This window comes from Gordonia sp. B8661-1, assembly GCF_059427765.1.
Window position 1 is genome coordinate 233,266 of the sequence record NZ_JCAHRL010000003.1, and the last position, 21,114, is coordinate 254,379.

The window sequence follows — 21,114 nt, forward strand, 5'->3', positions numbered from 1 at the left end:
CGAAGGGGGCGAGCCCGTCTCATCTCGAAAGGAACGAGTAGATGGTTGATTCGGCGCGGGCCGCACGACTGGCCAAGCGCATCTCGTCGATTGTCGCCTCGGCGATCGGGACCGAGATCAAGGATCCGAGGCTTGCCGCGGTGACGATCACCGATGCCCGGGTCACGAACGACCTCCATGACGCGACGCTGTTCTACACCGTGATGGGTGAATCAGTCGACGCCGAGCCGGATTACGCGGCGGCGGCCGCCGGACTGACCGCGGCGACCGGCATCCTTCGCTCGAAGGTCGGCGCCGGCACCGGGGTCCGGTTCACGCCGACACTGACCTTCGTGCTCGACACGGTTCCCGACGCCGCCCGGCACATGGAGGAGCTGGTCGCCCGGGCCAGGGCGAACGACGAGATGGTCGCCCGGCAGGCGCAGCAAGCCACACCGGCGGGCGACGCCGATCCCTATCGCAGCAGCGACGACGATGGTCCGTCCGACGGCCCGTCGGACGGTTCGTCGCGCCCCGAGAGCACCGGCGAGTGAGTCCGTCAACGAGCGTCGAGGTGGCCTCGCTCCTGTCCGGGGCATCCGCGGTCACCATTCTCTGCCACGTGCGACCCGACGCCGACACGATGGGCAGTGGCCTGGCACTCGGTCAGGCACTCGATCAGCTGGGTGTGGACGTCGAGGTGTCCTATCCGGCCAGCTCGCCGCTTCCGGACAATCTGTACGACCTGCCCGGCAGTAAATTGCTCGTGCCGGCGGCGAAATTGGCCGGGCACCCGATCGTCGTGTCCGTCGATGCCGCAGGTCTGAGCCGTCTCGATGATCTGGCCGATGTGATCTCGTCCGCGCAGAGAACGGTGACCATCGATCATCATGCGTCGAACGAGGGCTTCGGCGATCTCGATCTCATCGATCCGAACGCCGACTGCACCACGGTGCTCGTTCTCAATGTCCTCGACGCGATGGGGGTCTCGATCGACGTCGACATCGCCACCTGCATCTATGCCGGTCTGGTCACCGACACGGGATCGTTCAAATGGGCGCGGCCCGAATCCTTCCGGGTGGCCGCACGCCTGCTGGACATGGGTGTCGACGGCCGCACGTGGAGCAGGACGCTCATCGACACCCATCCGTTCCGGTGGTTCGGCATGGTCGCCACCGTCCTCGACGGTGCACAGTTGGTACCGACGGCCTGTGACGGTGAGGGACTCGTGTACGCGGTCGTCGAGCACTCCGTCCTCAAGGGCATGAGCTGGGCGGAGTCGGAGAGTGTCATCGACATCGTCCGAACTGCCGACGAGGCACAGGTGGCCGCCGTCTTCAAGGAGATCGAACCGGGATCCTGGACAGTGTCCTTGCGTTCGAAGGACAGCGTCGACCTGGTGCCCATCGCGGCCGCACACGGCGGCGGCGGTCATCGCCATGCCAGCGGGTACGGCGATCAGGGCACCCCGGACGAGGTCATCGCGCGACTCGTGGAGTCGCTCTGACACAGTCCGTCGACGCCGGTACCCGCCGGATCGCCACGCTGACGATCTCGGCTCTGGCCGTGCTTATCGCGCCGCCGCTGTATCTGCTTCTGGATCTGGCGGTCGTGGGTCGGCTGGGCGGACAGCAGTTGGCGGCACTGACCGTCGCCACGCTCGTCCTTTCGGTCATCAGCACACAGCTCACGTTCCTGTCGTACGGCACCACGGCGCGCTCGGCCCGGCGTTTCGGTGCCGGAGACCGTCGCGGAGCGATTTCCGAAGGCGTCCAGGCGAGTTGGATCGCCGTCGGGGTCGGGTTGCTGATCGTCGCGGTCATGTATCCGTTGGCGCCCGTGGTGTTACGCGTGCTCGTCGGCTCGGGGACCGAGCAGGCGCAGGTGGCGACCGATGCCGTCGGCTGGGTGCGGATCGCGGTCTTCGGGGTGCCGTTGATCCTGCTGTCGATGGCGGGCAACGGATGGATGCGTGGCGTGCAGGACACCCGGCGCCCGGTCGTGTACGTGGTCGTGGGTCTCGGAGTCGCCGCCGTGCTGGTAGTCGGACTGACGCACGGGGTGCTGGGCATGCCCCGACTGGGCCTGAACGGCAGCGCCGTCGCCAATCTGGTGGGGCAGGGGATCACCGGAATCCTGTTCGCCGGCAGGGTGATCGGCGAGTCCCGGCGGGCCGGCGTCGCCCGGCGGCGTCCCGATCCCGGGGTGATCCGGTCACAGCTGGTGCTCGCACGCGACCTGGTGGTCCGGAGTCTGTCCTTCCAGATCTGCTTCCTGTCCGCCGCCGCGGTGGCCGCGCGCTTCGGGGTGGCGGCCGTCGCCGCGCACCAGGTGGTGCTGCAGCTGTGGGAGTTCATGTCGCTGTTCCTCGACTCGCTGGCGATCGCCGCCCAGGCACTCGTCGGCGCCGCGCTCGGGGCAGGCTCGGCGACGGTCGCGAAACGGGTCGCCCGCCGGGTCACCGTGGTGTCGGTCGCCGCTGCCGCGGTGGCGGCGGTGTGTTTCGCCGTCGGCTCCGGTCTGATCCCACGGATCTTCACCGCGGATCCCGATATCCTGCAGGCGATCTCGGTGCCCTGGTGGTTCTTCGTCGGCATGCTGCCGGTGGCCGGTGTCGTGTTCGCCCTCGACGGCGTGCTGCTCGGCAGCGGCGACGCGGCGTACCTGCGGACGGCCACGCTCATCGGAGCCCTGGTCGGGTTCCTACCGCTGATCTGGTTGTCGCTGGTATTCGACTGGGGGCTGGCCGGGATATGGAGCGGCCTGATGACCTTCATGCTGATACGGCTGGCGACCGTGGCCTGGCGCATACGATCCGGGCGATGGGCCCGGGAAGGGGTGTGAGCCGGCATAACCGTCACCGAATCGCAGTGGAATCACCGGATTCGCGGGTGTCGGGGCCGGAGCGGTGACGGTTACGCCGCGTCCGTTCCGGATGGCCACACCGATCGCATCGGCAGCCCAGAAGATGAGGATGCCGCCGAGGATGAAGGCGACATCGATCGAGGCCGTGACGATTGCGGTCACGATGAGGTTGCCGTAGTTCGGGGGATGCACAGTCAGCACCCAGGTGGCCAGTGCGATCCAGGCGGCCGCAGGGAGTACACCCAGTAGGGTCCACCACGTACGGCGGCGTGCAATGGACCAGACGCCGATGGCGGCCACGAAGTACAACGGGATCACCAGCCACGGCGAGAAGGTCGGCTCGACGTCTGCCGAGTGCACTCTCACCACATTGACCGCGACGAACAGCCGGGCAAGTCCGTAGACCAGCACACCCCACGCGATGGCGGTGAGCCCCTGCCACAGTCGCCGTGCCCACAGACCCGCACCGACAGTGAAGACGAGGGTTATCACGGTGAAGATGGCAAAGAACACCCAGACGTTGCCCTTCGTCTGCCACGAGGCGGCGGTAATGGCAGCGTTGACGAGCCAGAAGCTCACGAAGACCACTGTGCCGACGAGCAAGTGCACCCAGGTCGGTCCGCGTGACCCCGGAGCAGGTCGATCTGCCGGGGAGGCGGATGCCGGTGCCGGAACGTTCATGCACCGAAGCATCGCACGTCTCGAGTGCCGGGGTCGGCTCTGTCATCTGCCCGGACGACACCGCTCGGGCGGGCTGTTCCCGGCGTTCTGGCACGATGGATCCCTGTGGCAACTCTCTGGGCGATCAGCGATCTGCATGTGGCGCACCGCGGCAACGAGCACATCATCGATGAGATCCGTCCCTCATCCGCCGACGACTGGCTGATCGTGGCGGGAGACGTCGCCGAACGCACCGACGACATCATCGACACGCTGCGCCGTCTGCGCGCCCGCTTCCACACGGTGATCTGGGTGCCCGGGAATCACGAGCTGTACACCACGGCGAAGGACCCGCTGCAGATCTTCGGGGTGGCGCGCTACGACTACCTCGTGCAGGCGTGCCGCGACATCGGCGTGATCACGCCCGAGGACATCTACCCGCTGTTCGACCCGGGGGACGGGACGCCGCCGGTGCGGGTGGTGCCGATGTTCCTCCTGTACGACTACACCTTTCGTCCCGAGGGCACCACGACGAAGCTGACCGCGCTGGCGCTGGCACGCGAGCGAAACGTCGTCGCCACCGACGAGTTCCTGCTGTCGCCGGAGCCGTTCGGGACCCGCGATGCCTGGAGTCGCGCGCGGATCGAGGCGACGCGTGCCCGCCTCGACGACCTCGATCCGTCGGAGCAGACGGTCCTCATCAACCATTGGCCGTTGCGCCGGGAACCGACGGATGCGCTGATCTATCCGGAGTTCGCGCTCTGGTGCGGCAGTGAGCTCACAACGGATTGGCACACCCGCTATCGCGCGGCCTGCTGTGTGTACGGCCACCTCCACATTCCGCGGACCACCTGGTACGACGACGTGCGGTTCGAGGAGGTGTCGGTCGGTTATCCCCGCGAGTGGAAACGTCGCGGTCTTCCGGAACCGTTGCTGCGGCCCATCATTCCCGACCCGGGCCTGCGCGCCGACGACCTGCCGGGGCACGGGGTACGCTTCGATCTCCCGCCCGATTACGCGGAGCGGGCCGAGGAATTCGCGCGCCGCCTCCGTGAGCGCCGCGAACGACGCGGTTCGGCGACACCCACCGACGGGCCTCGTGAAGGAGAGTCATGATCGAGCGATTGCTGCCCACCGGTGTGGCGGCGTCGGAGGCCTTCGAGGATCCGCCGGGCATCGAGTTGCTGCCGGCGGAGCGCGGGCTCGTCGAGCGGGCGGTGGAGAAACGTCGTCGTGAGTTCACGACTGCGAGATATTGTGCGCGGCAAGCCATGTCGCAGCTGGGTGTGGAGCCCGCCCCGATTCTGCGTGGTGAACGGGGCATGCCGCTGTGGCCGGAGCGGGTGGTGGGCAGCCTGACGCACTGTGACGGCTACCGGGCCGCAGTGGTGGCGTATTCGCTGCAGGTGCGCTCGCTCGGTATCGACGCCGAACCGCACGAGGCTCTGCCCGACGGCGTGCTGGACCACACGAGCATCGCCGAGGAGCGTGACGTGCTGGCCGGTCGCCCGGATGACGGACTGCATTGGGACCGACTTCTGTTCTGCGCTAAGGAGGCCACCTACAAGGCATGGTTTCCGCTGACCGAGCGCTGGCTGGGATTCGAGGACGCACACATCACCTTCGAGCAGACCGGTCCGTCGTCGGGAACGTTCACCTCGCGCATCCTCATCGACGGCAGGACACGTGACGGTGGTGCACCCCTGGCAGAGCTGCCGGGCCGGTGGATCGTGGATCGCGGTCTCATCGTGACGTCGATTGCGCTGGTGTGACATGGCGGATGCATCGATCGAGAACGCCGGGCTGCTGATCGTCGACAAGGACGCCGGTATGACGAGCCACGACGTGGTGTCGCGGTGCCGGAAGTTGTTCAACACCAGGCGAGTCGGCCATGCCGGGACGCTCGACCCGATGGCGACCGGCGTGCTGGTCGTCGGTGTCGAACGGGCCACCAAGCTGCTCGGGCTGCTGTCGCTGACCACGAAGTCCTACACCGCGACGATCCGGCTGGGTGCCGCCACGACCACCGACGATCGCGAGGGTGAGGTGATATCCCGAACGGACGCAGCACATCTCACCGACGATCAGATTGCTTCCGGCGTCGCCGCACTCACCGGCGACATCGAGCAGGTGCCCGCCAGGGTCAGTGCCATCAAGGTCGACGGCCGGCGTGCGCACGCGCTGGCCCGCAGCGGTGCCGAATTCGATCTGGCGCCGCGACCGGTTACGGTGTCACGGTTCGATGTCCTGGGCATCCGCTCAGTGGTCGACACCGAGTCGCCCGGATGGCGGTTCACCGACGTGGACGTCGAGGTCGACTGTTCGTCCGGTACCTATATTCGTTCGCTGGCAAGGGATCTCGGCGCCGCATTGGAGGTGGGCGGACATCTCACCGAGTTGCGCCGGACCGCGGTGGGGCCGTTCACGCTCGACCATGCACGGCGCCTCGACGACCTGACGGACGGTCCCGAACTCTCGCTGACGATCGACGAAGCGGTACGGCTGTCGTTCCCGCACCGCGACATAGATGCCGACGAGGCCGAGTCGATCAGCCAGGGACGGTGGCTGGAGCCGGTCGGCCGTAAGGGCATCTACGTGGTGATCGATCCCGGCGGGCAGGCGATAGCGCTGGTGCAGGAGAAGGGCCGCCGCGCCAGTTCGGTGATGGTGGTCCGCCCGGCCACCCTGCGCTGACGGCCGGCGTGGCCTCAGCCGCGTTGCCCGGTGCCCCGGTGAGGTGTCACCGCAGGCGTCTCCGGCGTACGGATCACCGCAGCGGTGACGAGGTCGGCGACGTCGTCGTCGCACATCCGTGACGAGGGCACCAGAAGGTGCGCGAAGACCACCCGCACAATGTGCTCCACGGCGCGCTCGGGCGTCGGCGACAGGTGATCGGCCAGGGAAGTGCCCTGGACGTGCGGCAACGTCGCCCCGGTGACGGCCTCGATGAGAGTCGGATGGCCGTCGCCACGCTCGACCAGCCAGGGGATCACGTCGGCAGCGTCATGGGTGAGAACGGCGCGTAACGCTCGGTGACCACCCAGATAGTCGAGAACCTCGCGAACCAGCAGTCGGACCGTGTGGCGCGGGTCGTCGAAGATGCTGATGCGCTCGAAGACGATGGTCTGCATCGTCTGGATCTCACGTTCGATGACGGCGTTGATCAGTGCCGACCGGTTCCCGAACTGCCGGTACACGGTGGCCCGGCTGACGCCGGCGTGTTTGGCGACAGCGGCCAGGGTGAGGGAGGAAAGACCACGGTCGGCGATCGCCTCGATGGCGCCGTCGATCAATCGCGTGTCCTTCACGGCGACAACTGTAACCCGTGACGACCTCGCGATTTCTGCCTCTGCCACGTATTTGAGACACAAATCGCGTCACTTGTCTCATCGTGTGCGAGACTGATCGCATGGCACCGTCTCAGCATGCGGCCGAGGCCGCTCTCGGGGGATCGTCCGGCCAGTCGCCGTGGGATGCGTTGACGTCGGAGTACGACTATCGCGTGGAGGACATCGACGGGCGGTTGCCCGACGGACTGTCCGGCGTCCTCTACCGCATCGGTCCGGGACGTCTGGAGGTCGCGGGGCAGCGTCTCGGACACATCTTCGACGGTGACGGCATGGTGTCCCGCTTCGAGATCGGCGCCGGCGGTGTCGGATTCCGGAACCGCTATGTCCGCACGCGGCATTTCCGCAACAGCGCCGACGGGACCATCGGCCGCGGCATCGGCACGCTGCGCCCGGGAGGCGTGCCGGCCAACGCTGTCCGGCTTCCGTCCAACGTGTCCAACACCAACGTGGTGGCGCACGGGGACGGACTGTTCTCCCTGTGGGAGGGCGGCAGGCCGCACCGTCTCGACCCGGAGACGCTCGCGACCATCGGCGTGGAGGACTTCGGTGGCGCCCTCAAGTTGCTGGGTGCGTTCTCCGCGCATCCGAAGATCGATCCCCGCACCGGCGAGATGTTCAACTTCGGCATCGAGTTGGTGCCCCGCCCCATGATCCGTTGCTACCGACGCGCGCCGTCGGGGCGTATGGACCGGTTCGCGACCTTCCCGCTCGCCCGGCCGACGTTCTGCCACGACTTCGCGATCACCGACCGCTACCTGGTCTTCATCGTCGACCCGATTGTGGTGAACCGGCCGATACGCGCGGCGCTCGGCCTGTCGTCGATCGACCGATGCATGACCTTCGACGAATCGCTGGGTTCGCGGGTGGCCCTCGTGCCGCGCGATGGTGGCCGGCCACGGATATTCGACACGGATGCGCTGTTCCACTTCCATGCCAACAACGCCTTCGACGACGGTGACGACGTGGTGGTGGAGATCGTCGCGCACGACGCGTCGACGGGATGGGCCGGCTGGAATCAGCACCTGCGCGACTATCACGAGGACTCCGGAGGCGCGTTCGGCGGTCGTCTGGAACGGGTGCGCATCTCGGGGACGACGATGGTCCGCGAACCGGTCGCCGAACTCGGCTGCGAGTTCCCGCAGATCGACCACCGCTACGAGAGTCGGGACAACGCAGTGAGTTTCGCGGCCGCCGCGTCATTGCCGAAGGGGGATCCGGATTCGATCATGGTGTGTGATCACCGCACCGGTGAGAACCGGATCTTCACGGTGGCGACGGGGAACAGTGTGTGCGAGCCGGTGTTCGCGCCCGATCCGGCCCGGGGAGCCGAAGGCGCGGGGTGGCTGCTCTCGGTCGAACATCAGCCCGCGGAGTCGACGTCGCGCCTGATCGTCCTCGACTCCGAACGGGTGCCCGACGGTCCGGTAGCGACAGCTCAACTGGCCCACCATATTCCGATGGGGTTCCACGGCACCTATGTGCCCGCGACTGTGCCCGCGTGACGACGGTCAGGGCGTGCGCACGACGAAGATCGCGCGCGCGGCGATATCGCCGAGATCGATGTTCGCACCTCCGACGGACACGGTGATCGTGCCGGCGAACGGTCGCTTCTCGACGACTGTGACCGTGCAGTCGAGCGCGACGCACACCTCGTCGAAGTAGCGCAGCATGTCCGGATCCGTGTCGGAAATCCGTGCGACACGGCCGGATTCACCGACCTCGAGGTCGGACAGGAGAGTGACGTCGGGGCTCGGCACCGACCCGTCGAGTGCCGGGATCGGGTCACCGTGCGGGTCGCGGTCCGGATGTCCGAGCTTGGCGTCGAGGCGCGACATCAGCCGGTCGGACACGGCGTGTTCGAGGATCTCCGCCTCGTCGTGGACCTCGTCCCAGCCATAGCCGAGTTCGCGCACCAGGAATGTCTCGAGCAGCCGGTGGCGCCGCACCATCAGGATCGCGGCGTTGTTGCCCTCGTCGGTCAACGTGACGGCACCGTACTTCTCGTGGGAGACCAGTCCCTGGTCGGCGAGTTTCCGGATGGCCTCGGACGCGGTGGACGCGGACACTCCGAGCCGTTCGGCGAGCATCTTGGTGGTCACCTTGACCTCTGCCCATTCCTGGCTGGTCCAGATCACCTTCAGATAATCCTGGGTGACCGTGGACAACTCGGTCACGGGCCGCTCGGTGGGGGCGCCGGTCGTGTCATCGGCGTCCGGGCGCGACGACGTGCCGGCCGCGGATGAGGTGCCGGAAGTGGAGCGCGAAGGCGACATGATGCGAGCTTAGCCGTCGGCCGCACGCGTCCGGAATCGTCGGACGACCGGGCCACGCACCGTAACGGCCGACGTGCGGGGTGTGCGGAGGCGTCGACGGAAGCGGCGCGATCGGCGTCCGAACCGCGGGATGTGATGGGGGCACGGAGGATCCGTGGCGCCGTGGATGGTGGATTGCCGGCCATCGCGTCGACATCGGGCGTTCACCCTCGGTGCGACACGCCGTGCGGCCCTCGCCGGTCGCGGTGGTCTGCCCGGTCCGCACCTCGTAGGCTGGTGCGCGTGTTGCGTTGGCGCGGTCTCGAGGACATCCCGGCGGACTGGGGCAGATGTGTGGTCACCATCGGAGTATTCGACGGTGTCCATCGAGGTCATGCCCAGCTGATCCATGCCGCGACGAAGGCGGCGGCCGAGCGCGATGTGCCCTCGGTCCTGATGACATTCGACCCGCATCCCGCCGAGGTGGTGCGGCCCGGGTCGCATCCGCCGCAATTGTCGACGCTGACCCGGCGAGCCGAACTCGCCGAAGAACTCGGCATCGATGTCTTCTGCGTCATGCCGTTCACTCCCGAACTGATGTCGAAGTCGCCCAAGGACTTCGCGCACGACATGCTCGTCGAGCAACTGCACGCCGCCGAAGTCGTCGTCGGCGACAACTTCACCTTCGGCCGCAAGGCCGCGGGTGATGTGGCGAAGCTGACCGAACTGGGCGGGAAGTTCGGGTTCGAGGTACAGGCCATCTCCCTGTTCGGCGAACACGCGGTGACCTTCTCGTCGACCTACATCCGTTCGTGCGTGGCGGCCGGCGATGTGGAGCGCGCCGCCGAGGCGCTCGGGCGACCCCATCGCGTGGAGGGTGTCGTGGTCCGCGGCGACGGTCGCGGACGCGAACTGGGCTTCCCGACCGCCAACGTCGCGCCGCCCATGCACGCCGCCATCCCCGCGGACGGCGTCTATGCCGCCTGGTTCACGGTTCTCGGGCCGGGACCGGTCGTCGGTCAGGTGGTGCCGGGGGAGCGCTATGAGGCGGCGGTCTCCGTCGGCACCAATCCCACGTTCTCCGGGCGCACCCGGACCGTCGAGGCCTTCGTCCTCGACACCACCGCCGACCTCTACGGCCAGCATGTGGCCGTCGACTTCGTCGGACGCATCCGCGGCATGGCCAATTTCGCCAGCATCGACGATCTCATCACCGCGATGGATGATGACGTCGCGAAGACCCGCACCATCCTGGCGGACGCCGAGTAGCACCGACGGTCACGGTCGACCGCGACCGAGGGGTCCGCATTTGGGGGGAGCCCATCCAGCCTGGTAGATTGGATCGTCGGCGTTGCTGCGGTCCGCGGTGGCACGCCCGAGTTTGTGAACGCGGCACTGAGATCAGGGAGTATCCCCATGGCATTGACTGCCGAGCAGAAGAAGACCATTCTCGCCGAGTACGGGCTGCACGAGTCCGACACCGGTTCGCCGGAGGCCCAGGTGGCGCTGCTGACCAAGCGCATAACCGACCTCACCGAGCACCTCAAGACCCACAAGCACGATCACCACAGCCGTCGTGGCCTGCTGCTGCTGGTCGGCCGCCGTCGCCGCCTTCTGAAGTACGTCGCCAAGGTCGACATCAACCGCTACCGTTCGCTGATCGAGCGTCTCGGCCTGCGTCGCTGACCTGCACCTGATCCTTCAGGTCCCGGCCGCCCCACCGTTTCCCGGTGAGGGCGGCCGAGTCGTATGCGGCGCTCTTCGGCCGGAATGCTAAACTTCAGCTTGACTGCTGCCGCGAAGGTCGCGTTGGACATCTCGAATCACGTCAGATCGGTCCTCGGTAGTGGCCGCCGGAACATTCGGTTCCGGCCGCTTCGATCGAAGGCCGTCTGAGCACCTCCGGAGCGCGAATCGTGCGCCCGGTTCGTCCAATCATCTCTCGGCGGGTCACCGCATAAAGCCGGCATCGGCCTGCTCATGCATGCGCATGAGACCTGGCAGCTGTCCGCGCCCGCATAGTCACACACCGGTTCCCTCACGGAGGGAACCGCCACGAAGGGAAATACGTCACCACATGTCAGATGTGACCACTGTTGTCGAAGAGGACTTCGACGACGCCATTACCGAAGCCACCGCCGTCATCGACAATGGCAGCTTCGGTACCCGCACCATCCGTTTCGAGACCGGACGCCTCGCCCTGCAGGCCGCCGGTTCCGTCACCGCGTACCTCGACGACGAGACCATGCTGCTGTCGACCACCACGGCGTCGAAGCAGCCGAAGGAGCACTTCGACTTCTTCCCGCTGACGGTCGACGTCGAGGAGCGGATGTACGCCGCCGGCCGCATCCCCGGCTCGTTCTTCCGTCGTGAGGGCCGTCCGTCCACCGATGCGATCCTCACCTGCCGTCTCATCGACCGGCCGCTGCGTCCGTCCTTCGTCGACGGCCTCCGCAACGAGATCCAGGTCGTCGTGACCGTCATGAGCCTCGATCCCAAGGATCTGTACGACGTCGTCGCGATCAACGCAGCGTCGGCATCCACCCAGCTCGCCGGACTGCCGTTCTCGGGCCCGGTCGGTGGCGTGCGCATCGCGCTCATCCCGACCGAGGAGAACAAGGCGGGCCAGTGGGTCGCCTTCCCGACCGTCGAGCAGCTCGAAGGCGCGGTCTTCGACATGGTCGTCGCCGGCCGCATCGTGTCCGGCTCCGGTGACAACGCCGACGTCGCGATCATGATGGTCGAGGCCGAGGCCACCGAGAACGTCATCGAGCTCGTCGCCGGTGGCGCGCAGGCTCCGACCGAGGCGATCGTCGCCGAGGGCCTCGAGGCCGCCAAGCCCTTCATCGCCCGCCTGTGCGAGGCGCAGAAGTCGCTCGCCGAGTCCGCGGCCAAGGAGACCGGCGACTTCCCGCTGTTCCCGCCGTACGAGTCGGATGTCTATGACGCCGTCGCCGACGCCGCGACCGATCGCCTCTCCGAGATCCTGACCATCCCGGGCAAGCAGGAGCGCGACGACAAGACCGACGAGCTCAAGGCCGACATCCTCGAGCAGCTCGGACCGAAGTTCGAGGGTCGCGAGAAGGAGATCGGCGGCGCCTACCGTGCGCTGACCAAAAAGCTTGTGCGCCAGCGCATCCTGACCGACCACTTCCGCATCGACGGTCGTGGCATCACCGATATCCGCGCGCTGTCGGCCGAGGTCGGCGTGATCCCGCGGGCGCACGGTTCCGCACTCTTCGAGCGCGGCGAGACCCAGATCCTGGGTGTCACCACCCTCGACATGGTCAAGATGGCCCAGCAGATCGACTCGCTCGGACCGGAGACCTCCAAGCGGTACATGCATCACTACAACTTCCCGCCGTACTCGACCGGTGAGACCGGCCGAGTCGGATCGCCGAAGCGTCGCGAGATCGGTCACGGCGCCCTCGCCGAGCGTGCCCTGGCACCGGTCATCCCGAGCGTCGAGGACTTCCCGTACGCCATCCGTCAGGTCTCGGAAGCGTTGGGCTCCAACGGTTCCACCTCGATGGGTTCGGTGTGCGCCTCGACCATGTCGCTGCTGAACGCCGGCGTGCCGCTGCGCGCCCCGGTCGCGGGCATCGCCATGGGTCTGGTGTCCGACGAGGTCGATGGCGAGACCCGCTACGTGGCACTCACCGACATCCTCGGCGCCGAGGATGCCTTCGGCGACATGGACTTCAAGGTCGCGGGCACCAAGGACTTCGTGACGGCTCTGCAGCTCGACACCAAGCTCGACGGCATCCCGTCGAAGGTGCTCGCGGGTGCGCTGAGCCAGGCCAAGGATGCCCGGCTGACGATCCTGGACGTGATGGCCGAGGCCATCGATGAGCCGGACGAGATGAGCAAGTACGCGCCGCGGATCACCACCATCAAGATCCCGATGGACAAGATCGGTGAGCTGATCGGCCCCAAGGGCAAGACGATCAACGGCATCACCGAGGACACCGGCGCCAACATCTCCATCGAGGACGACGGCACCGTGTTCATCGGCGCCTCGGACGGCGAGTCGGCACAGGCCGCGATCGACAAGGTCAACGCCATCGCCAACCCGCAGCTGCCGAAGGTCGGCGAGCGTTTCCTCGGCACCGTCGTCAAGACCACCGCGTTCGGTGCGTTCGTGTCGCTGTTGCCGGGACGTGATGGCCTGGTGCACATCTCGAAGCTGGGCAACGGCAAGCGCATCAACAAGGTCGAGGACGTGGTCAACGTGGGCAGCAAGCTCCGCGTCGAGATCGCCGACATCGACGAGCGCGGCAAGATCAGCCTCGTGCCGGTCGCCGAGGAGGGTGCTGCCACCGGCGGCGACAAGCCCGCCGAGGAGAAGACCGAGAAGACCGAGGAGAAGGCCGAGGCCTGATTATCAGCAGATCTGACATGATGACCCGCCACCGGAAGATCGGTGGCGGGTCTCGTGTTTCCCGGTGAGTGGATACCGGCGACGACAAGAGCGCGGCGACGACCAGCAGTGAGGGACAAGCAGTGAGGGACAAGCAGTGAGGGAGGACCACATATGTGTCTCATCCTGTTCGCCTATCGGGCGCATCCGGATTTCCCGCTGATCGTCGCGGCCAACCGGGACGAGTTCCGGCGCCGTCGGACACGCGCTCTGGCGCGCTGGGACGATGCCCCGATCATCGGCGGACGTGACGCGGAGGCGGGCGGTACGTGGATGGCGGTCCGCGCCGACGACCCCGCACGGGTCGGCATGGTCACGAACGTGCGGATGGGCAAACCGGAAGGTGTCGGTCCGCGGTCCCGGGGTGCGCTGCCCGTCGACTTTCTCCTCGGCTCAGATGCTCCGCAGGCCGCCGCCCGCCGGCTCGTCGCCCACGCCGACGACTATCAGCCGGTGAACTTCCTCGCCTACGCCTGGGCGTCCGACGGTGGCGAGATGTGGTGGGCGACAAACCGTCCCGAACCACTCGCACGGGCCGTCGTGCCCGGGGTACACGGACTGTCCAACGGTGCGCTGGACAACGATTGGCCGAAGGTCGTCGACGGGCGGGGTGCCTTCGAGCGGATCGTCGAACGCGATGCTCCCGGTCGATCCGTGGAGCCGTACCTGCAGCTCCTGACCGATGATCGCCCCGCAGCCGATGACCGGCTGCCCGCGACCGGGGTGTCCCACGACCGGGAGCAGCAGTTGTCGTCGTTGTTCATCAACATGCGCGGATACGGCACGCGGGCGTCGACGGTGCTGCGCATCGGGTACGACGGACACGGCGACATCACCGAGCGACGGTACGGCTGGCGCGGCAGGCGTAAGGGCACCACGACGCTCCGTTTCTAGCCCCTGGGTTCCGGGCGTGTGCCGGGACGCCGAATAGACTCAACAGAAATCGATCGGCTCCAACGAAAGGTTCTCCACGATGTCACGTGATATCCGGGTCGGTGTGCTGGGCAGTGCGGGCAAGGTCGGCCAGGCGATCGTCGCGGGTGTGGAGGCCGCCGACGGCGTGACCTACACCGTGGGCGTCGACAAGGACGATTCGCTGGATGCGTTCGTCGACTCGTCGACCGAGGTCGTCGTCGACTTCACCCATCCGAGCGCGGTCATGGGCAATCTGGAGTTCCTCATCCGCAACGGGATCAACGCCGTCGTCGGCACCACCGGCTTCACCGAGGAACGCCTCGACCAGGTGCGCGGCTGGCTCGCCGACAATCCCGGCGTCGGTGTGCTCATCGCGCCGAACTTCGCGATCGGCGCGGTGCTGTCGATGCGGTTCGCCGCTCAGGCCGCCCGCTTCTACGACTCCGTGGAGGTCATCGAACTGCATCATCCGCACAAGGCCGATGCGCCGTCGGGCACCGCCTATCGAACGGCCGCGCTGATCGCCGAGGCACGCGAGGCCGCCGGGGTCGGAGCGAGCCCGGATGCCACGACGGACGAACTCGACGGTGCCCGCGGTGCCGACGTCGACGGTGTGCGTGTGCATTCGGTACGCCTGGCCGGTCTGGTCGCGCACCAGGAGGTGCTGCTGGGAACGCAAGGGGAGACCCTGACCATCCGCCACGACTCGCTCGACCGCACCTCCTTCGTCCCCGGGGTGCTGCTGGGGGTGCGCGAGATCGGTGGTCGTCCGGGACTGACCGTCGGCCTCGAAGAGCTCCTGGATCTCTGAGATGAGTGCCGAGTCGTCTGCTCCGAAGCAGCGTGATGCCCGTCCGATCGTGTGGATGATCGGCTTCCTGGTGGTCGCGCTGATCGTCTACTTCGTCATGCTCGGGAAGCGGGGCGTCGACCTCATCTCGGAGGGTTCGGTCGCCGGCGTCGGACTCGGCATCGGGGTGCTCATCCTGCCGCTGATCGGTGCGTGGCTCGTCTACGCCACCCTGCGCGCCGGTCTCGAACACCAACGGCTGGCGCGAGCCATGGCGGAGGAGGGGCGCGAACTCGATGTGTCTGCCCTGCCGCGCAGGCCGTCGGGACGCATCGAGCGCGACGCCGCCGACGAACTCTTCGCACAGGTCAAGGACGAGTGGGAGGCGAACCCGAAGGATTGGCACAACACCTACCGGATAGCGCGCGCCTACGACTACGCCGGCGACCGCAGTCGTGCCCGACAGATGATGAAACGGGCCGTCGAGCAGTACCACGGACGCGAGTCGTGAGGTCTCCGTCATGAGTCGGCTGCTGATCGTCCACCACACGCCGTCGCCGCACTGCCAGGCGATGTTCGAAGCGGTGATCAGCGGTGCGACCGATCCCGAGATCGAGAGCGTCGAGGTGATTCGCCGTGCGGCCCTTGAGGTTTCGGCCACCGACTTCCTTGAGGCCGACGGCTACGTGCTGGGCACACCGGCGAACCTCGGGTACATCAGCGGCGCCCTCAAACACGCCTTCGACACGTGCTACTACCAGATCCTCGATTCGACACAGGGCCGCCCGTTCGGGCTCTACCTGCACGCCAACGAAGGCGGCGAAGGAGCCGAACGCGCCGTCGACTCCATCACCGCCGGGCTCGGCTGGGCGAAAGCCGCCGAGTACGTCGTGGTATCCGGAAAACCGGACAAGGCGGCGCTCGAGAAGTGCTGGGAGCTGGGCGCCTCGATCGCCGCCGGACTGATGGATGACTGACGGGGGACCGATGTTCGACGACGACCGCGACGAGTCGGTGTTCGAGCTCGGGCACTACTTGCCGAGGGAACCCGTCCAGGTGTGGCGAGCGCTCACCGATCCGGACCTCGTGGAGCAGTGGTTGTGTCGATCGACCGGGATGGTGGCCGAGGTCGGCGCGTCATTCATCTTCGAGATCCCCGCCGAACCGCCGGCCGAGGTGGCGTGCGAGGTGACCGCCGTGGAGGTGAACGAGCGGTTTACGCATACGTATGTCGACCTACGCGGGACGCCACCTGCTCGCTGGTACGTGGACTGGCGACTGCTCCCGCACGGTCGCGGGACGCGGGTGTTGTTGTGCTTCGGTGGATTCGACGTGGACGACCGTCGGCAGAAGTTCGCGCGCAACGGTATGGAACGCAGTTGGAAGCGAACCCTGTTCCCGAAGCTGGAACAGCTCGTTCAGACGATGTGAGGTAGGCGGCCGGTCGCTGTGCGCGCCCCGTGGTGTTTATGTCCCGTGGTGTCGATGTGCCGAGCGTGGGCCGTCAGGTTTGTCGGTGGTGGCTTGTAGGGTCGCAGACAACAGGATGAGATGAGTCGAACCGGCGCTCCGCCGGGCCGTTTCGGTTCCTCGCTGATGATGCACTTCCCGACGATGACGATGTCCTGTCCCGACTCCGTCTCGCGGAAGGTGTCTCGTGTCCTCGCTGCTCCCGGAGCCCACGCCGTGGGTTCGTCTGCCGTCGGACTATGTGGGTGGTGTCGACGTGTCGCACCCCGATGACTCGTTGACCAACGACCTGCTCTGCGCCATGACCGAGGTCGACAGGGGGCGATCGTATCTGATGTATGCCGATTATCGCTGCGCGGCAACGCTATTCGATCGTCTCGTCAAGGACCGGGGGGAGTCGGACAACCGCATCGTCGATGCGTTCGCCGACTGCGCCGCACGGATTTCGCGTGCGCGCGGCATCCGTCAGTACGAGGCGGAGCGGCTGCTCGACGAAGCCGTCGCATTGCGTGATCGGCTGCCTCAGGTGTTCGAGTGCCTCCGTGACGGGATCATCGCGACATGGCAGGCAAAATCTGCCGTCACCCGCACAGACCTTCTGGATCCCGGCTCGGCCGCAACGCCGATCATCGATGCCGAGGTGGCCGAGATCCTGCGTACCAGGCCAGGTGTCTGGTCGCGGCGCCGATTCCGGGACATGGTGGACCGCATCATCTTTCGGCATGATCCCGATGCGGTGCGCGATCGCCGCCGGGATGCGATGAATGCCCGCGGAGTGTGGACGGAGCCGCGCGGCGACGGCATGGCGGAGATCGTCGGAGTCATGTCGGCGGAGAACGTCCGGATCGCAGCCGGTGCGGTGACGTCACTCGCGGACGCCGCCTGCACCGACGACGGCCGTACGCCACAGCAGCGCCGCTCCGACGCGATGTTCGCGCTGTTGTCCGGCACGCCGTTCACCTGCGAATGTGCTCGGGCGCAGTGCCCGGCCGTCATACCGACACCCTCGACTCTTCCGCCGGCGGACGCGAAGGTCGTGATCCATGTCGTCTGCGACGAGGGCACGCTCAACGGGACCGCCGCCAACGCCGGTTTCGTCGACGGTCACGGTCTCGTCTCCGATGAGCACGTGCGCGACCTCGCTGCGCGCCCGGATGCGACGATCCGTCCGCTGGTGCCGGGCAACGCGGTGCACAACGCCGACGGGACGATCACGCTCCCGGCGCACCTACCGTCGGACCCGTACCGACCCTCGGCCTTTCTCGACAGTTTCATCCGCGTCCGGGACGGCTACTGCGCCGATCCCGGATGTGATCAGTCGGCGTGGGTCTCGGATCTCGATCACGTGCAGGAATATGACCACGATGATCCCGGTGCGGGCGGCCGGACAACAGCAGACGGCATGAATGCGAAATGCCGGTTCGGTCACCTGCTGAAGACCTTCGGTGCATGGATCGACGACCAGTTCCGCGACGCCCTCGGCCGTTTACGGACGGAGTACACCACACCGGAGGGACTGGTTCTGCCCGGCGAGGCCGAGACGAACGAGGACTTGTTCCCCGGACTGCGGCGACTCCGGTTCGCCGCACCCACCGAACCGGAGCCGCTGCCCGATGAATCCGCTCCTCGCCGTGCCCGGACGCGGCTCGCGGCGAAGCACGCCCGCAGGCAGGCGGAACGCGCAAACAATCGCCGGCGGCGCGAGGCAGATCCGCCGCCGTTCTAGAATCGATGACGTGCGCACGGCCATCATCGATTCGACCTCGACAGACACGATCCCGACCCCGTATGAGGAACTGTTGCGGCTGGTCATGGACAGCGGAACGCCGAAGGCCGATCGGACCGGAACCGGAACCCGAAGCATCTTCGGTCACCAACTCCGCTACGACCTCTCCCAGGGCTTCCCGCTGATCACCACCAAGAAGGTGCACCTGAAGTCGATCATCTACGAACTGCTCTGGTTCCTGCGTGGCGATTCCAACGTCCGATGGCTTCAGGAGCGGGGCGTCAGCATCTGGGACGAATGGGCCGACGCGAACGGTGAGCTCGGGCCGGTCTACGGCGTGCAGTGGCGAAGCTGGCCGACACCCTCGGGTGAGCACATCGATCAGATCGCGAATGCGCTCGAACTGCTGAAGTCCGATCCCGACTCGCGTCGCAACATCGTCTCCGCCTGGAACGTGGGGGAGATCCCGCAGATGGCGTTGCCGCCCTGTCATGCGTTCTTCCAGTTCTACGTCGCCGACGGCAAACTCTCGTGCCAGCTGTACCAGCGCAGTGCCGACCTGTTCCTCGGGGTGCCGTTCAACATCGCGTCGTACGCGTTGCTCACCCACATGATGGCGCAGCAGGCGGGCCTCGACGTCGGTGACTTCGTGTGGACTGGTGGCGACTGCCACATCTACGACAACCATGTCGACCAGGTGCGGTTGCAGCTGTCGCGCGATCCGTATCCGTACCCGAAACTCGAACTGCGCAAGGCGGATTCGATCGTCGATTACGACTTCGACGACATCGAGATCGTCGGATACCAGTCGCATCCCGGGATCAAGGCCCCCGTAGCGGTATGAGTGCACAGCGCGTGATCGCTTTGGTGTGGGCACAGGACCGTGCGGGCGCCATCGGCCGGGACAACGGCATTCCGTGGCGGGTTCCGGAGGACATGGCTCGGTTCCGGGAGATCACCGCGAGCGACCCGGTGGTCATGGGGCGCAAGACCTGGGATTCGCTACCGGCGAAGTTCCGGCCTTTGCCGAAGCGGCGCAACATCGTCATCACGCGATCGGCCACGTTCGTCGCCGACGGCGCGGACGTGGTGCACAGCCTGGCCGACGCTTTGGAGCTGGTGGGGGAGACGGTGTCGATCATCGGCGGGGGCGAGATCTATGCGGCCGCCATGGACGCCGCCACTCATCTGCGTCTGACCGAGATCGATGTCCTCATCGACGGTGCCGATGCGTTCGCTCCGGAGATCGACCCGTACCGCTGGGACACCGAGGCAACCGGTGACTGGCTCGTCTCGTCGACCGGTATCCGGTACCGGTTCGTCGACTACCAACGGCACGCGACGACGGAGCCCGGCACCGCCGGATCATGACGCGGCGTACCGACCTGTCCGCAGCGCAGGCCCGCCGGACGGCGCTGGCCGCACAGGGATTCACCGACCGGATGCCGAGCGGCGTTCCGACCCGCGCGCATCTGCGTCGCGTCATCGGGCGGACCAAGCTGTTGCAGATGGATTCGGTGAACATCGCCGTGCGCGCCCACTACATGCCGTTGTTCAGTCGCCTCGGCCCCTATGACCGCGGACTGCTCGACCGCGCCGCCTGGCCCGTCCGCGGAGATCGGCTACTCGTCGAGTACTGGGCCCACGAGGCGGCCCTGATTCCCATCGACGACTGGCCGCTGTTCGGTTGGCGCCGTGACGAATTCCGGGACGGACGCTATCGGTACACGCGTGAGGTGATGCGGCGCAACCGGTCGCTGGCGCGCGACGTCCGGGAGGTCATCGCCGCCGAGGGGCCGAGCACACCGCGGCAGATCGAGGAACGACTGGGCATCGAGCGTGAACCGGGCCGGGCGGGAAGTTGGTGGCAGCGCGGCGAGGTCAAGCATGTGTGCGAGGCACTGTTCGCGTCCGGAGACCTGTCGGCCACGCGCAACGGGAATTTCGTCCGGCACTACGCGCTCACCGAGGAGATCGTCGGCGCGGACAACGTAGAGACGCGGATCGACCGCGCCGACGCCCACCGCGAACTCGCGGCCCGCGCGTCGCAGGCACTGGGGGTCGCGACGGTCACTGACATCGCCGACTACTACCGCACCAAGACCGTCGACACGCGGGCCGCCGTCGCGGATCTCGTCGACGACGGCACGCTGTTGCCGGTGCGGGTCGGTGAGGACCGTGACGAGGCCTATCTCCATGCCGATGCCGCGGTACCCCGCACGGTCGACCGCAGTGCTCTGCTGTCGCCGTTCGATCCCCTGGTCTTTTACCGGCCGAGGGCCGAGCGGCTCTTCGACTTCCACTACCGCATCGAAATCTATGTGCCCGCCCACAAGCGGGTCCACGGGTATTACGTGCTGCCGTACCTCATGGGAGACGAGATCGTCGCCCGCGTCGATGTCAAAGCCGATCGCGCCGCGAGTGTGTTGCGTGTTCCTGCGGCTTATGTCGAGGAGCACGGTGACGACACCGCCGTCGCCGCGCGTCTTGCTCTCGACCTGCGTGCGATGGCGGACTGGCTGGGATTGGAGAACGTCGAGGTCGGGGACAGGGGCTCGCTGGCACCGGCGGTGAGTCGGTCGATCGGGGTAGGACGGCCGACCGTATGAGTGGGTGCGGTCGTCCTCACGGATCAGATGGTTCCGTTAGGGTGGGCAACGATCCGACCCGAGGATGACTCGCTGACG

At 66.9% G+C, this 21,114-nt stretch carries 21 protein-coding genes; 19 read left to right on the plus strand and 2 right to left on the minus strand.

Annotation, left to right across the window (positions count from 1 at the left end; all coding sequences use genetic code 11):
- The first annotated feature begins 41 nt into the window (after positions 1-41).
- From rbfA to truB, 6 genes are all read left to right on the plus strand, one after another.
- Positions 42-533: a 30S ribosome-binding factor RbfA gene (gene rbfA / locus AC4JJG_RS08545; protein ID WP_495400890.1), complete on the plus strand. Its 492-nt coding sequence runs from the start codon at positions 42-44 to the stop codon at positions 531-533.
- A complete protein-coding gene (locus AC4JJG_RS08550) occupies positions 530-1,486 on the plus strand; it encodes a DHH family phosphoesterase (RefSeq protein WP_495400889.1) in 957 nt (318 codons plus the stop codon). The genes rbfA and AC4JJG_RS08550 overlap by 4 nt, the downstream gene beginning before the upstream one ends.
- A complete protein-coding gene (locus AC4JJG_RS08555; RefSeq protein ID WP_495401033.1) occupies positions 1,483-2,823 on the plus strand; it encodes an MATE family efflux transporter in 1,341 nt (446 codons plus the stop codon). The genes AC4JJG_RS08550 and AC4JJG_RS08555 overlap by 4 nt, the downstream gene beginning before the upstream one ends.
- 807 nt (positions 2,824-3,630) lie before the next feature.
- Positions 3,631-4,620 carry a metallophosphoesterase family protein gene (locus AC4JJG_RS08560; protein ID WP_495400888.1) on the plus strand — a complete coding sequence of 330 codons (990 nt, stop codon included), beginning with the start codon at positions 3,631-3,633 and terminating at the stop codon, positions 4,618-4,620.
- Positions 4,617-5,276, plus strand: coding sequence for a 4'-phosphopantetheinyl transferase family protein (locus AC4JJG_RS08565; RefSeq protein ID WP_495400887.1), 660 nt, complete (start codon positions 4,617-4,619; stop codon positions 5,274-5,276). The genes AC4JJG_RS08560 and AC4JJG_RS08565 overlap by 4 nt, the downstream gene beginning before the upstream one ends.
- A gap of 1 nt (position 5,277) precedes the next feature.
- Positions 5,278-6,198 carry a tRNA pseudouridine(55) synthase TruB gene (gene truB, locus AC4JJG_RS08570; RefSeq protein ID WP_495400886.1) on the plus strand — a complete coding sequence of 307 codons (921 nt, stop codon included), beginning with the start codon at positions 5,278-5,280 and terminating at the stop codon, positions 6,196-6,198.
- Between the two features lie 14 nt (positions 6,199-6,212).
- Here the strand turns inward: truB and AC4JJG_RS08575 are convergent, their stop codons facing one another.
- Entirely contained in the window at positions 6,213-6,812 is a 600-nt protein-coding gene (locus AC4JJG_RS08575; protein WP_495400885.1) for a TetR/AcrR family transcriptional regulator, read from the minus strand.
- 101 nt (positions 6,813-6,913) lie between these two features.
- On the opposite strand from AC4JJG_RS08575, the gene AC4JJG_RS08580 reads away from it, so the two are divergent.
- Positions 6,914-8,356: a carotenoid oxygenase family protein gene (locus AC4JJG_RS08580; protein ID WP_495400884.1), complete on the plus strand. Its 1,443-nt coding sequence runs from the start codon at positions 6,914-6,916 to the stop codon at positions 8,354-8,356.
- A 6-nt stretch (positions 8,357-8,362) separates the two neighbouring features.
- On the opposite strand, the gene AC4JJG_RS08585 is transcribed toward AC4JJG_RS08580, so the two are convergent.
- Positions 8,363-9,127, minus strand: a complete 765-nt coding sequence (locus tag AC4JJG_RS08585) for a metal-dependent transcriptional regulator (protein ID WP_495400883.1) — start codon at positions 9,125-9,127, stop codon at positions 8,363-8,365.
- 282 nt (positions 9,128-9,409) lie between these two features.
- Between AC4JJG_RS08585 and AC4JJG_RS08590 the strand changes: the two genes are divergently transcribed.
- The 12 genes from AC4JJG_RS08590 (at position 9,410) to AC4JJG_RS08645 (ending at position 21,036) form a co-directional block, all read left to right on the plus strand.
- Positions 9,410-10,375 (plus strand): bifunctional riboflavin kinase/FAD synthetase, encoded by a 966-nt coding sequence (locus AC4JJG_RS08590; RefSeq protein WP_495400882.1) that lies wholly within the window; start codon positions 9,410-9,412, stop codon positions 10,373-10,375.
- A 147-nt stretch (positions 10,376-10,522) separates the two neighbouring features.
- Positions 10,523-10,792 carry a 30S ribosomal protein S15 gene (gene rpsO, locus AC4JJG_RS08595; protein ID WP_495400881.1) on the plus strand — a complete coding sequence of 90 codons (270 nt, stop codon included), beginning with the start codon at positions 10,523-10,525 and terminating at the stop codon, positions 10,790-10,792.
- A gap of 391 nt (positions 10,793-11,183) precedes the next feature.
- Positions 11,184-13,487 (plus strand): polyribonucleotide nucleotidyltransferase, encoded by a 2,304-nt coding sequence (locus tag AC4JJG_RS08600; protein ID WP_495400880.1) that lies wholly within the window; start codon positions 11,184-11,186, stop codon positions 13,485-13,487.
- 153 nt (positions 13,488-13,640) lie between these two features.
- Positions 13,641-14,420 carry an NRDE family protein gene (locus tag AC4JJG_RS08605; RefSeq protein WP_495400879.1) on the plus strand — a complete coding sequence of 260 codons (780 nt, stop codon included), beginning with the start codon at positions 13,641-13,643 and terminating at the stop codon, positions 14,418-14,420.
- Positions 14,421-14,499: 79 nt separating this feature from the next.
- Positions 14,500-15,252, plus strand: coding sequence for a 4-hydroxy-tetrahydrodipicolinate reductase (dapB, locus tag AC4JJG_RS08610; protein ID WP_495400878.1), 753 nt, complete (start codon positions 14,500-14,502; stop codon positions 15,250-15,252).
- 1 nt (position 15,253) lies between these two features.
- Positions 15,254-15,742 (plus strand): hypothetical protein, encoded by a 489-nt coding sequence (locus tag AC4JJG_RS08615; RefSeq protein WP_495400877.1) that lies wholly within the window; start codon positions 15,254-15,256, stop codon positions 15,740-15,742.
- Positions 15,743-15,752: 10 nt separating this feature from the next.
- Positions 15,753-16,208, plus strand: a complete 456-nt coding sequence (locus AC4JJG_RS08620; RefSeq protein ID WP_495400876.1) for a flavodoxin family protein — start codon at positions 15,753-15,755, stop codon at positions 16,206-16,208.
- On the plus strand, positions 16,201-16,662 hold the full coding sequence (locus AC4JJG_RS08625) for an SRPBCC family protein (RefSeq protein WP_495400875.1): 462 nt from the start codon (positions 16,201-16,203) through the stop codon (positions 16,660-16,662). The genes AC4JJG_RS08620 and AC4JJG_RS08625 overlap by 8 nt, the downstream gene beginning before the upstream one ends.
- Before the next feature lie 226 nt (positions 16,663-16,888).
- Positions 16,889-18,427, plus strand: a complete 1,539-nt coding sequence (locus AC4JJG_RS08630) for a DUF222 domain-containing protein (protein ID WP_495400874.1) — start codon at positions 16,889-16,891, stop codon at positions 18,425-18,427.
- 10 nt (positions 18,428-18,437) lie between these two features.
- Complete coding sequence (locus tag AC4JJG_RS08635) at positions 18,438-19,271, plus strand: thymidylate synthase (RefSeq protein WP_495400873.1); 834 nt, start codon at positions 18,438-18,440, stop codon at positions 19,269-19,271.
- On the plus strand, positions 19,268-19,798 hold the full coding sequence (locus tag AC4JJG_RS08640; RefSeq protein ID WP_495400872.1) for a dihydrofolate reductase: 531 nt from the start codon (positions 19,268-19,270) through the stop codon (positions 19,796-19,798). The genes AC4JJG_RS08635 and AC4JJG_RS08640 overlap by 4 nt, the downstream gene beginning before the upstream one ends.
- Positions 19,795-21,036 (plus strand): winged helix-turn-helix domain-containing protein, encoded by a 1,242-nt coding sequence (locus AC4JJG_RS08645; RefSeq protein ID WP_495400871.1) that lies wholly within the window; start codon positions 19,795-19,797, stop codon positions 21,034-21,036. Before AC4JJG_RS08640 ends, AC4JJG_RS08645 begins: the two co-directional genes overlap by 4 nt.
- Positions 21,037-21,114 lie beyond the last annotated feature (78 nt).